The organism is Micromonospora sp. WMMB482 (assembly GCF_019038635.1).
In the GTDB taxonomy this organism is placed as follows: Bacteria; Actinomycetota; Actinomycetes; order Mycobacteriales; family Micromonosporaceae; genus Micromonospora; species Micromonospora marina.
The window spans coordinates 112,059-124,880 of the sequence record NZ_JAHOPD010000020.1; the positions used below are offsets into that span (position 1 = coordinate 112,059).

Annotated in this window: 8 protein-coding genes; 6 read left to right on the top strand and 2 right to left on the bottom strand. The window is 74.4% G+C overall.

Features of this window, described 5'->3' with window-relative positions:
- Positions 1-45 precede the first annotated feature (45 nt).
- Positions 46-1,371, top strand: coding sequence for a hypothetical protein (locus KSK32_RS01340; RefSeq protein WP_216928056.1), 1,326 nt, complete (start codon positions 46-48; stop codon positions 1,369-1,371).
- Positions 1,372-1,414: 43 nt separating this feature from the next.
- Here KSK32_RS01340 and KSK32_RS01345 read toward each other — a convergent pair whose 3' ends face one another.
- On the bottom strand, positions 1,415-4,135 hold the full coding sequence (locus KSK32_RS01345) for a glucosidase (protein ID WP_216928057.1): 2,721 nt from the start codon (positions 4,133-4,135) through the stop codon (positions 1,415-1,417).
- Between the two features lie 42 nt (positions 4,136-4,177).
- Between KSK32_RS01345 and KSK32_RS01350 the strand changes: the two genes are divergently transcribed.
- From KSK32_RS01350 to KSK32_RS01365, 4 genes are all read left to right on the top strand, one after another.
- The gene (locus KSK32_RS01350; RefSeq protein WP_216928058.1) at positions 4,178-6,121 is read left to right on the top strand and encodes an amylo-alpha-1,6-glucosidase; all 1,944 of its coding nucleotides are present in this window, start codon (positions 4,178-4,180) and stop codon (positions 6,119-6,121) included.
- 128 nt (positions 6,122-6,249) lie between these two features.
- Entirely contained in the window at positions 6,250-7,575 is a 1,326-nt protein-coding gene (locus tag KSK32_RS01355; RefSeq protein WP_216928059.1) for a glycosyltransferase family 4 protein, read from the top strand.
- 70 nt (positions 7,576-7,645) lie between these two features.
- Positions 7,646-9,967, top strand: coding sequence for a serine/threonine-protein kinase (locus tag KSK32_RS01360; RefSeq protein WP_216928060.1), 2,322 nt, complete (start codon positions 7,646-7,648; stop codon positions 9,965-9,967).
- A gap of 117 nt (positions 9,968-10,084) precedes the next feature.
- Entirely contained in the window at positions 10,085-10,894 is an 810-nt protein-coding gene (locus KSK32_RS01365; protein ID WP_216928061.1) for a metal-dependent hydrolase, read from the top strand.
- Position 10,895: 1 nt separating this feature from the next.
- On the opposite strand, the gene KSK32_RS01370 is transcribed toward KSK32_RS01365, so the two are convergent.
- On the bottom strand, positions 10,896-11,381 hold the full coding sequence (locus KSK32_RS01370; protein ID WP_216928062.1) for a hypothetical protein: 486 nt from the start codon (positions 11,379-11,381) through the stop codon (positions 10,896-10,898).
- A gap of 391 nt (positions 11,382-11,772) precedes the next feature.
- Between KSK32_RS01370 and KSK32_RS01375 the strand changes: the two genes are divergently transcribed.
- Positions 11,773-12,819, top strand: a complete 1,047-nt coding sequence (locus KSK32_RS01375) for a LacI family DNA-binding transcriptional regulator (RefSeq protein WP_216928063.1) — start codon at positions 11,773-11,775, stop codon at positions 12,817-12,819.
- Positions 12,820-12,822 lie beyond the last annotated feature (3 nt).

The following is a 12,822-nucleotide window of genomic DNA, read 5'->3' on the forward strand; positions in this document are numbered from 1 at the left end:
GCTACCCGACTGCGGATTCCCTGGTCGGACGGCATGCTTCGGCCCATGACGATCTCACCCGATCATCCACCTGGGCGCGGGGGCCGGCGGCGCGCGGCCGTCGCGGTCGCCGCGACGCTCGCCGTCGCGGGCGCGGCGCTGCCGGGATCCCCGGCACTGGCCGTCAACGCCGCACACACCACAGTGGTCGGTACGAACCCGGTCGACTGGACGCCGCACGCGCTGGACGGCACGGTGCACCGCATCCTCCAGATCGGCAACCGCGTGTACGTGGCCGGCACGTTCACCAAGGTACGCAACGCGGGGCAGTCGGCCCAGCTGGCGATGCCCCGGCTGGTGGCCCTCGACGCGAGCACCGGCCGGATCGACACGACGTTCCGGCCGCAGGTGAACGGCGCGGTCAAGGCGCTCGCCGCCGCGCCGGACGGCCGCTCGCTCTACATCGGCGGCGCGTTCACCACTGTCAACGGCAGTGCGGCGTCCCGGCTGGCCCGGATCGACGCGGCCACCGGTGCCCGGGTCGCCGGGTTCACCACGCCGGCGCTGAACAACCAGGTCAACGACGTACGTCTGGTCGGCAACCGGCTGATCGTCGGCGGCGCGTTCCAGACCGTCGGCGGGGTGACCCGGCGCGGCCTGGCGGCGGTGAACGCCACCACGGGGGCGGCCGACGCGTCGGTCAGCCTGAACCTGGCCGGTCCGCGCAAGACCACGTCCGGCGCCACCGCGCCGGTGAAGGTCGAGGCGCTGGACGTCTCCGCCGACGGCCGGCGGCTGGTGTTCGTGGGCGGCTTCAGCAGCGTCGCGGGCGTGGCGCGGCACCAGATCGCCGTCGCCGACCTGAGCGCGGCGGGAGCCACGCTCTCCGGCTGGGCCACCGACCGCTACCAGCCGCAGTGCGCGAGGACGATGCCGGTCTACATGCGCGGCGTCGACATCTCCCCGGACGGCACCTGGTTCGCGGTGGTCACCACCGGCGGCCCGTTCCCGGGCACGCTCTGCGACACCGCGGCGCGCTTCGAGTTCGGTACGGCCACCGGCGGCAAGCAGCCGACCTGGGCCAACTACACCGGCGGCGACACGCTGCTGTCGGTGGCGGTGACCGGCGCGGCGGTCTACGTCGGCGGCCACCAGCGCTGGCTGGACAACCCGCAGGGCCGCAACTCGGCCGGTCCGGGGGCGGTGTCCCGGCCGGGCATCGGGGCGATCCACCCGGCCACCGGCAGGGCGCTGCCGTGGAACCCGACGAAGGACCGCGGCGTCGGCACCCAGGAGCTGTACGCGACCGACAGCGGCCTGTGGGTCGGCAGCGACACCGTGACGGTGGCCGGGGAGTACCACGCCCGGCTGGCGTTCCTGCCGCTGCCGTGAGGCGCGGGGCTCGGGGCGCGGCGGACCCGTCGCGCCCCGGGCCTCAGCGGCGCAGCGTGAGGATCAGATCGGCGACCAGCGCGGTCCACCCGGTCTGGTGCCAGGCCCCCAGGCCGGCGCCGTTGTCGCCGTGGAAGTACTCCGGAAAGCAGATCAGGTCGCGCCAGTCCGGGTGGGTCTGGAACAGCTGCGCGGCCCCGTAGATCGGCCGCCGCCCCCAGTCGTCGCGGGTGAACAGTGAGATCAGCCGCGCGGACAGGTCGTCGGCGATCTCGTCCAGCGTGCGCTTGACCCCGGACCGGGTCGGGTACTCGACCTGGAGGTCGTCGCCGAAGAACGCGGCGTAGTCGCGCAGCGCGCTGATCAGCAGGAAGTTCGTCGGCATCCAGATCGGTCCGCGCCAGTTGGAGTTGCCGCCGAACAGGCCGCTGGTCGACTCGGCCGGCTCGTAGCCGACGCTGAACTCCTGCCCGCCGAGCGTGACAGTGAACGGCTTGTCCAGGTGGGCGCGGGACAGCGTGCGCAGCCCGTACTCGGAGAGGAACTCGTCGGTGTCGAGCATCCGGGCCAGCAGGCGCACCACCTGGTCCGGTGCGACCATCGACAGCAGGCGCTGCTGGCGGCCGTCCGGCCCGAGCCGGCGGGCGCCGATCACCTCGGCGTACTCGGGCCGGTTGGTGAGGAACCATCTCAGCCGGGCACCCAGCTCGGGCAGGCGGCGCATGGTCCGCGCGGTCAGCCGGGTGACGGCGGCGAGCGGCAGCAGCCCGACCACCGAGCGGACCTTCAGCGGCACCTTCGTGCCGTCGGCCAGCCGCAGCACGTCGTAGAAGAACGCGTCCTCGGCGTCCCAGAGTCCCTGGTCGTACGCCGCCGCGGCGATGTACGCGAAGTGCTCGAAGAACTTGGTGGCGGTGTCGGTGTACGAGCGGTCGTGCTCGGCCAGCACGATCGCCATGTCGAGCAGGTTGAGCGCGTACATGGCCATCCAGCCGGTGCCGTCGGACTGCTCCAGCGTCCCGGCGACCGGCAGCGCGGCCGAACGGTCGAACGGCCCGACGTTGTCCAGCCCGAGGAAGCCCCCCTCGAAGACGTTGTTGCCGCCGGTGTCCTTGCGGTTGACCCACCAGGTGAAGTTGAGCAGCAGCTTGTGCATCACCCGGGCGAGGAACTCGTGGTCGCGGGCGCCGTCGATCTCGAAGACCTTCAGCGCCGCCCAGGCGTGCACCGGCGGGTTCACGTCCCCGAACGCCCACTCGTACGCCGGGATCTGCCCGTTGGGGTGCAGGTACCACTCCCGGAGCAGCAGGAGGATCTGCTCCTTGGCGAAGCCCGGGTCGACCCGGGCGATGGTGACGCAGTGGAAGGCCAGGTCCCAGGCGGCGTACCAGGGGTATTCCCACGGGTCGGGCATGGAGATCACGTCAAAGCTGTTCATGTGCCACCAGGCGCTGTTGCGCCCGTGCCGCCGGCCGGCCGGCGGCGGCGCGGAGCCGGGGTCGCCGGCCAGCCAGCGTTCGACGTCGAAGTGGTAGAACTGCTTGCCCCACATCAGCCCGGCGATGGCCTGGCGCGCCACCAGGGCCTCGTCGGCGGTGGCGGCGGCCGGGATGACGGTGTCGAAGAACCGGTTCGCCTCGGCGCGGCGCGCCCAGAGCACGGTGTCGAACCCGTCGCCCAGGTCGGCCGGGGCGGGGGGCGCGGCGGCCGGGGGCGGTGCGGTACGGGTCAGCCGCAGCCGGATCTGCCGCTGCTCACCGGCCGGCACGTCCAGCACGTAGTGCAGCGCGCCCTTGGTGCCGGTGCGGTCCGGGTTGACGGTGGCGGCGCCGGCCACGACGTGGTCGTTGATGCCGTCCTTCGGGTACGCCGACCGCCCGGGCAGCCCCCACAGCCGCTCGGCGTTGGTCTCGTTGTCGCACAGCAGTGGCACCGGGTCGCCGTCGCCTTCCAGCAGGAGCTGCCCGAGCACCCAGTGGTCACCGACGAGCCGGGCGCCGGCCCGCTCCCCGGCCGCCTCGCCGGTCAGCTTCGGCATCCGGTCGGTGCCGGGCAGCCCCCACGCCCAGGTGTTGCGGAACCACAGCGTGGGCAGCACGTGCAGCGTCTCGTCCCGGTCGCCCCGGTTCGCCACGGTGACCAGCACGCACATGTCCGTCGGGGACGCCTTGGCGTAGTCGACGGTGACCGCCCAGTACCTGTCGTCGTCGAAGATGCCGGTGTCGACCAGCTCGTACTCGGTGTCATCCCGGCCGCGCAGCGCGTTCACCGCGACCAGCTCGTCGTACGGGAAGGCGGCCTGCGGGTAGTGGTAGCGCCAGCGCATGAAGGAGTGCGTCGGGGTGCTGTCGAGGTACCACCAGTACTCCTTGACGTCCTCCCCGTGGTTGCCGCCGTCGCCGCCGAGGCCGAACATCCGCTCCTTGAGGATCGGGTCGCGCCCGTTCCACAGCGCGAGGGCGAAGCAGAACGTCTGCCGGTCGTCGCAGACGCCCGCCATGCCGTCCTCGTTCCACCGGTACGCTCGGGACCGCGCGTGGTCGTGGGGGAAGTAGTCCCACGCCGTGCCGTGCTCGCTGTAGTCCTCCCGTACCGTCCCCCACGCCCGCTCGGACAGATAGGGGCCCCATGCGCGCCAGTCCTGCTCGCCGGCGTCGGCCTGGGCGAGCCGGTGCCGCTCGGGGTCGGGGGACGCGGAGGTCGACCGGTCGGTGATCACTGGCACATCTTCGACGCCGCCCGGGTACTTCTCCACAGCGGCCATTGTCGCCGTGGCATGTCACACCTCGCTGCCGGTGGAGGAAAGTTGATCGACATCCGTTTCGGGCCGCGGGTCTGCGGCGAGCTGCCCACCGCCGCCGCGCGGGAATGGCTGGTCACCGACGGGCGCGGCGGGTACGCCATGGGCACCGTCGCCGGGCTGCGCACCCGCCGGTACCACGGGCTGCTCGTGGTGGCCGGAGACACGCCGGCGTCCCGCAAGGTGGGACTCGTGAGCCTCGACCCGGCGGTGACCCTGCCCTCGGGGCGGCAGGTCCGCCTCGGCGCGCACGAGTGGTCCTCCGGCGTGGTCGACCCGCGCGGCTTCGAGTTGCTGGAGCACTTCGACCTGGCCGACGGGGTGCCGCGCTGGCGGTGGCGCGTCGGCGACGTGGTGATCGAGCGGGAGATCGCCATGACGTACGGCCGCTCCTGCGTGGCGGTGGTGCACCGGCTGATCTCCGGCGGCCCGGTACGGCTGGACCTGGCCGCGGCCTGCACCTGGCGCGACGCGCACGGCGAGCGGCGCGCCGACGGCCCGGCGCCCCGGCTGGAACCGGCGGCCGGCGGCGCGGTGGTCGACGGCGCGTACCGCCTGGCCGGGCCGGACTGGACCCCGGAGGGGCAGTGGTGGCACGGGGTGCGCCACCGCACCGAGGCCGAGCGCGGCCTGCACCCGGACGAGGACCTCTGGTACGCGGGCCGGTTCACCGGCGCGCTCGACGAGCCGGGCGCGACCGTGTGGGTGCTGGCCTGGGCGGACGACCTGGCCGAGGAGCCGCCACCGGCGACCGCCGTGGTCGAGGCGGCCCGGCGGCGCAGCCGGGCCGTGGTGGCCGCGGCGAAGCCCGGCGACGCGGTCGAGGCGACGCTCGCGCTGGCCGCCGACGCGTTCGTGGTGCGCACCGCCACCGGCCCGGACGTGGTCGCCGGCTACCCCTGGTTCGGGGCCTGGTCGCGGGACACGATGATCTCCTACGAGGGCCTGTTCCTGTGCACGAACCGGGCCGGCGAGGGCCGGAACCTGCTGCGGGCGTACGCGGCCACGCTGAACGAGGGCATGCTGGCGAACACTGCCGACACCGGCCGGGTCGAGTACAACACCGTCGACGCGACGCTGTGGTTCCTGCACGCGGTGCACCGGCACGTCACCGTCACCGGCGACACCGACCTGGGCGACGAGCTGCTGCCCGCGCTGCACCGCGTGGTGGAGGCGCACGTGGCGGGCACCCGGTACGGCATCGGCGTCGACCCGGCCGACGGGCTCCTGGCCCAGGGCGGCCCGCCGGACGTGGCGCTCACCTGGATGGACGCCCGGGTGTACGGGGTGCCGGTGACCCCGCGTACCGGCAAGCCGGTCGAGGTCAACGCGCTGTGGATCAACGGACTGGCCGGGCTCGCCGAGCTGACCGAGCTGGCCGGACGCGACGCCGCGGGGCTGCACGACCTGCACCACCGGGCCGTCACCGCGTTCCGGGAGCGCTTCCCCGCACCGGCGGGCTGGCTGCACGACGTGGTGGACGCCCCGGCGCCCGCGTATCCGCTGGGCGGGGCCGCGCACCACGACGACGACCTGCTGCGCCCCAACCAGCTGCTCGCCTGGTCCCTGCCGCACGCCCCGCTGGAGCCGGACGAGGCCACGCTGCGCCGGATCACCGAGGCGCTGTTCACCCCGCTCGGGCCGCGCAGCCTCGCCCCGGACTCCCCCGGCTTCACCGGCCGGCACCGGGGCGGGCCTGCCGACCGGGACTCCGCGTACCACCAGGGCACCGTCTGGCCGTGGCTGACCGGGCCGCTGCTGGACGCGTACCGCCGGGCCGGGCTGCCCACCGACGACCTGCTGGTGGGTCTGGTGGGCCACCTCGCCGAGGACGGCCTGGGCTCGGTGAGCGAGACCGCCGACGGCGCGGCGCCGCACGCGGCCACCGGATGCCCGTTCCAGGCGTGGTCGGTGGCCGAGCTGCTGCGGGCGCGGCGGATGCGCCGGTAACGCGTTACAGACCGGCAACCGGCGCGTCGCCCCCGGTTATCGACCCCTCGGCAGGATGGGTGGCGACCCCACCGGACACCGCGGCGACGCCGCCTCGGGTGGGGACGCCACAACTCAAAGGGGGCCGCGTGTCAGCTGACGCCGAAGTGATCGACATCCAGCCCGCCCGGCGCCTGCGGGTGCTGCTGCTCTCCTGGGAGTACCCGCCGGTGCTCGTCGGTGGCCTCGGCCGCCACGTCCACGCGCTGTCGGTCGCCCTGGCCGCCGCCGGGCACGAGGTCACGGTCGTCACCCGCCACGCCGAGGGTGCCCCCCTGGAGGAGTACGCCGACGGCGTCCGCGTCGTCCGCGCCGCCGAGGATCCGGTCCGGTTCCCCCTCGCCACCTCATCACTGCTGGCCTGGACCATGGCGTTCAACCACACGCTGACCCGGGCCGCGCTGCGTGCCACCGAATCCGGCGCCTACGACGTGATCCACGCCCACGACTGGCTGGTCGCGCACACCGCTGTCACGCTGGCCGAGCACCTCGACGTGCCGCTCGTGACCACCATCCACGCCACCGAGGCGGGCCGGCACCAGGGCTGGCTGCCGGAGGAGATGAACCGGACCATCCACGGCGTCGAGCACTGGCTGAGCAACGCCTCCGGCCGGGTGATCGCCTGCTCCGGGTACATGCGGGACCAGGTGGCCCGGCTGTTCGGCGTACCGGCCGGGCGCATCGACGTGGTCGCCAACGGCGTCGACGACCGGGCCTGGCGGGCGCGGCCGCACGCCGTCGCCTCCGCCCGGGCGCGCTTCGCCGCGGGCGGGCCGCTCGTCGGGTACGCCGGCCGTCTCGTCTACGAGAAGGGCGTGCAGCACCTGGTGCACGCCGTGCCGCACCTGGCGAAACGGCACCCCGGCCTGCGGGTGGTGATCGCCGGGGACGGGCCGTACCGCGACGAGCTGGTGGACCAGGCGCGGCGGCTGCACCTCGGGGACACGGTCCGGTTCGCCGGTTTCCTGGACGCCACCCAGCTGCCCGCGGTACTCGCCGCCACCGACGCCACGGTGATCCCCAGCCTCTACGAGCCGTTCGGCATGATCGCGCTGGAGGCGGCGGCGGCCGGTGCGCCGCTGGCGGTGGCGCGTACCGGCGGGCTGGCCGAGATCGTCGAGCCCGGCGTCACCGGGGTGACGTTCCCGCACGGCGACCCGGACGCGCTGGCCGGCGCCGTCGACCGGCTGCTCGGTGACGAGGTCTTCGCCCGGCGGGTGGCGCGCAAGGCCCGGACCATGGTCAGCCGGCGGTACACCTGGTCCGCGATCGCCGCCCGGACCGCCGGCAGCTACGCCGCCGCCCGCCGCGACCACGACGCGTTCCAGGCCCGCCGGGCCGCCGCCCTGCTGGCCGGCGGCCGGGCCCCGATCGCGGTCCCGGAGGGCAACCTGCTCGCCGGCGCGGCAAGTTAGCGCTGCCATGCGATAGGTACCGTCCGATCCGTTGGCTATTGTGGACCACTGACCAGCGGTGAGGAGTGCGGTGCGGGAGGTAGTGATCGCGGGGCGGTACCGCCTGCTCGAACTGGTCGGCCGCGGCGGGATGGGCCAGGTCTGGCGGGCGCGCGACGAGGAGCTGCAGCGCGAGGTCGCGGTGAAGCAGGTCGTGCCGCCGAACTGGCTCGCCGAGACCGAGCAGGACGAGCTGCGCGCCCGTACGCTGCGCGAGGCGCGGACGGCCGCGCGACTCAACCACCCCAACGTGGTCCGGGTCTACGACGTGGTCCGGGTCCAGGGCGAACCCTGGCTGATCATGGAGTACGTCCCGTCCCGCTCGCTCCAGGAGATCATCGAGACCGACGGGCCGCTGCCGCCCGGCCGGGCCGCCGAGATCGGCCTGTCGGTGCTCGCCGCGCTGCGCGCCGCGCACGACGCCGGGGTGCTGCACCGGGACGTGAAGCCCGCGAACGTGCTGCTGGCCCGCGACGGGCGGGTGCTGCTCACCGACTTCGGGCTGGCCGTGTTCCAGGGCGGCGACGGCGCGATGACCCGGCCCGGCCTGGTCCTCGGCTCCCCCCAGTACGTGGCACCGGAGCGGGCCGCCGAGGGCGTGTCGAGCGTCGAGGCGGACATGTGGTCGTTGGGCGCCACGCTGCACGCCGCGGTGGAGGGCCGCTCGCCGTATGCGCGCAGCACCGCGATGGCCACGCTCGCCGCGCTCGCCACCCGGCCGCCCGACCCGGCCCCGCACGCCGGCCCGCTGACGCCGGTGCTGGCCGGACTGCTGCGGCGCGATCCGCGTACCCGGCTCGGGCACCGCGAGACGGCCCGCCTGCTCGGCGTCGCAGCGGTGTCGGAGGCCGACGCGGAGGCCGCCGGGTCCGCGGGGCGGGCCACCGCCGCGCCGTCCGACCGGCCGGCCGGTGGCCGCGACGCCGACGTACCGGCGGGTGACGAGCCGGGGTCACCGGCGGCTGCGGGCGGCATCTACCCGGACCTGATGCCGCCGGCCGCCGCCGCCCGCGCGTGGAGCCGGGCGGCGAAGCGCAACGAGTGGGCCCCGCCCGCCGAGGGCGACCGCGCGCCACCGTCCGGGGACACGGCCGGCGCCGCTGGTCCGACCCGCGTCCCCGGCCCGGCCCCTTCCGGTACGGCCGGCCGCTCCGTCCCGGCCACTCACGCGGTGGCCGGGAATCAGTCGTCCCCGGCCTACCGTTCGGGGGCGGTCGGGCCCGTGGACGCAGACGGCTCCTCGTCCCCCACGGGCCGGTCGGATGCGACCCGCCGTCCGGACGCGAGCGGCGGCTCGGGTGCGGTCGGCGGCTCGGGTGTCATCGGCGACCCGGCCGCGGGCGGCGGCCCGAAGGCAGGCGGCGGCGCGACCGCGGCCGCTGGCTCGGCCGGGCTCGGTGGCTCGGGTCCGGTCAGCCTCGGTCCGACTGTCCTCACCAGCTTCGTCGACCCGGGCAGCCCGGCCGGCCCCGAGTCGGCGCCCCGCGCCGACGCCCTCAGCCCGGTGCACATCGCCGGCCCCGGCGCCGCGCCGGTCACCAAGCCTCCCCCGGTCGCCCACAGCGGGCCGATCGACAGCGGCGCGGTGCATCCCGCCCCGCCCCGGCCCGCCGGGGTTCCCCGCCCCGCCGACCCACCGCTCACCTCCGGCGACGGGAACCCGCTGCACCGCTGGGGACTGATGCTGGGAGCCGTGGTGCTGGCCCTGGCGACGGGGGTGGGCACCGCGCTGGCGATCACCGGTGGTCGCGACGAGACGCCGCAGACGGGCGGTTCCACCGAGGCCGTCGCCCGCCCCTGGGACCGCCCGCCCGGGCCGGGCGTGCCGCCTCCGCCGTTCCCCTGCGTCCGGCCCGACGTGGCCGGCACACCGGTCCGCAAGGGGCCGCCCCCGGACGACCCGCCGGTGACCGTTCCGACCGGCTGGGTCTGGCCCGCCGACACCGGCGGCTTCCGCATCGCCCTGCCCGCCGGCTGGCTGCAACTGCGCTCCGGTGACACCACCTGCTTCCAGGATCCGCAGACGCGGCGCATCCTGGGCGTCGAGCCGTACCCGGGCGGTGATCCGGTCGGCCGGCTGAAGTCGTCCGAGCGGGATCTGACCTCGGCCGGCCGGCTGCCGCATTACCAGAAGGTCCGGCTGAAGTCCGACGGTCCGGGCGCGGTGTGGGAGTGCCGCTGGACCGCACCCTACGGGGAGCGGATGCGCGCGCTGCGCGTCCTGCCCGGGGAACGGGCCGGCTGGACGCTCGGCTGGACCACCTCCGACGCCGACTGGCCCGCCGCCTCGAAGCAGTTCGCCGTCATCCGCGCGAGCCTCGGCACGGTCCGGCCCACCCGTACCGCGGGCTGAACCGGGCCGTGCGGCACCCTTCCCCAGTGGACCGTCCGGCTGATGCCCCGCTGTCGTACGGGCTGACTACAGTGGCGTAGTTTTGTGGATCAAGATCTTCGGGAAGGGCGAGCCGAGATGATGGGACCGTCCCACGCGCTCTCGGGCGCGGCCGCGTGGCTGACCGGCTCCTGGGCGATGGCCCAGTTCGCGGACTACCACCAGACACCGCTGGCCCTGGCGGTGGGCACCGCGGTCTGCGCCGGTGGGGCGCTCTTCCCCGACCTCGACCTGTCCGGGAAGGTCACCCGCAACCAGGGCGGCGCCACTGTGGCCCGCACGTTCGGTGTGGTCAGCCTGTTCGTCGCCGAGGTGATGGAGAAGATCTCGCTCGGCGTCTACTACGCCACCAAGCTCAGCAAGGATCCCCGCCGCAGCAACGGGCACCGCACGCTGACCCACACCATCCCGTTCACCGTGCTCGTCGGTTGGGGCACCACCGCGCTCTGCGCCCACTACGGCAAGTGGGCGGTGGTCGGCATCCTCTTCTTCATGATCGGCCTGGCACTGCGTGGGCTGTTCGACGAGTGGGCCGAGCGCGCCGGCTGGGTGGTGGTCACGCTGGTGTCCGCCGCCGCGGCCTGGTTCACGTTCGCGAACCTGCCCGGCGACCGGGGCTATCCGATGATCGGGCTCGCCGTCGGCGTGGGCTGTTTCGTGCACATCCTCGGCGACATGATCACCCGGGCCGGGGTGCCGATCCTGTGGCCCATCCCGATCAGACGCCGGATGTGGACGATGATCGGCCTGCCCAACAAGATCGCCCTGCGCACCGGCAGCAAGACCGAGACGGTGGTGCTGCGCACCGCGATGACGATCCTGGCCGTGCTGGCCGCGGTGGGCCTGGTCGCGCCCTCGGTACTGCAACGCTTCGACATCCAGGTGTAGGTCAGCCCGCCTCGGCGCGCACCGCACGGGCGCCGGCCACCCGGTGCCGGACCAGCCGGGCCGTCCACCCCACGCCGCGGGCGGTGAACGCGTACGCCACCGTCGGCGGGAGGACCAGCAGCGCGGCGGTCCCGGCCACCAGCGGCAACCGGGTGCCCGGTACGTCCGTGGCGACCGCCACCGCGGCGGCGTACCCGGTGACCAGCACGACCGCGACGAGCCCGGCGAACGCGAGCGCCGGACCGGGCCGTCCCCGGCCCGCCGCCTCACCGAGCGCGACGGCCGGCGCGAACAGCAGCGGCAGCGCGGCCACGCCGAGCAACGCCGCGATCAGCACGAGCAGCGGGCCGGCCAGCGGGCCGCCCGGGTCGGCGCCGGTGACCAGCGCGTACGCCAGTAGGCCGAGGTAGCCGAGGACCGCCTCCGCGACGACGACGAGCCAGGCCGCCGCGGCTCCCGCGAGGTGACGAGCGACAGTGGTGCCCAACTTGACCCCTCCCCGTGCGGACGACGCCACGACCGTCCTGTCGGAACGGTAGCGCCTCCCGGCGTCGGGGCGGCGGCGGGCAGGGCCGAGACCCGGTGTCACTGTGGGTAGGGAAGCGGGCGTCATCGCTCGCCGGAACGGGCGAGTCACGACTAGCTAATGCGCATTAGCGCCGGGGTTCGCCTACTGTCGCGCGCCCCGGTCCGCCTTGTCAAGGTTTCCACGCGGACGGACTGCCGGGAAGCGGTGTACCCGGCGGCTAATGCGCATTACTCCAGGGAGTTCATCGAACAGAAATCTGCCGGCCACCCCTTGACAGGAGGTCGGAACAGCAGCGAGGCTCCATGCCAACCGATCGCTAATACGCATTAGCGGCAGTGGAAGGAACGACGTGACCCCTCCCCCCAGGCGTGTCACCCAGCGTGACATCGCACGCATGGCCGGCGTCAGCCAGGCGACCGTGTCGCTGGTGCTCAACAACCGCACCGACGCCGACGTCCGGATCGCGCCGGAGACACGGGACCGGGTGTTGCAGGTCATCGCCGAGACGGGGTACGCCGCCGACCCGGCCGCCCGCCGCCTCGCCTCCGGGTTCAACCGGATCATCGGCGTCTTCACCTACGAGCCGGCCTTCCCCAGCGGCAGCCGGGACTTCTTCCACCCGTTCCTGCTCGGCATCGAGGAGTACGCCGAACGGGTCGGCTGCGACCTGCTGCTGTTCACCAGCGCCCCGGTGGTGGACGGCCGGCGGCGCATCTTCCACCAGGACAACCGGCTGCGCCTGGCCGACGGATGCATCCTGCTCGGGCGGGAGATCGACGGCGCGGAGCTGCTCCGGCTCAACCGCGACGGGTTCCCCTACGTCGCCGTCGGGCGTCGCGACGACGCCGGCGGGCCGGTGCCCTACGTCGGCGCCGACTACGCCAGCGCGGTCCACCGGCTGGCCGAGCGGGCGCTGGACCTGGGACACCGGCGCCTGACCTATGTGGGCATGGGCACCGCGGCCGAGTCCTCGCACGACCGGCGCAGCGGTTTCCAGGCGGGCGCGGCCGGGGCGGAGAGCGCCCGCCAGATCACCGCGACGGCCCAGACCGCCGACGTCACTGTGGACGACCTGCGGGCCGACGGCAGCACCGTGGTCTTCGTGGAGGAATTCGCCACCGCCGTCGCGCTGGAGTCGGCCGCCCGGCGCAGCGGGCTGACGGTGCCCGGTGGCCTGTCCGTCGTGACCCTCGGCGACCCGACCGTGCCGGTGCCCACCGACATCACGTTCACCGGGTTCCGCATCCCGCGCGAGGAGATGGGCCGACAGGCCGTCGAGGTGCTCACCGGCGTCATCGACGGCAGCGCCGGTGGCCTCCAGCAACGGCTCCTGCCCTGCGAACTCGTCGAGGGCGACACCCTCGGCGTCCCTGGATCGGCGGCCGACCGGCGCTGACAC

Excerpts from the sequence above, each read along its gene's own strand:
- KSK32_RS01340 (WP_216928056.1), top strand. The coding sequence starts at position 46 with ATGACGATCTCACCCGATCATCCACCTGGGCGCGGGGGCCGGCGGCGC.
- KSK32_RS01365 (WP_216928061.1), top strand. The coding sequence starts at position 10,085 with ATGATGGGACCGTCCCACGCGCTCTCGGGCGCGGCCGCGTGGCTGACC.
- KSK32_RS01345 (WP_216928057.1), bottom strand. The coding sequence starts at position 4,135 with ATGGCCGCTGTGGAGAAGTACCCGGGCGGCGTCGAAGATGTGCCAGTG.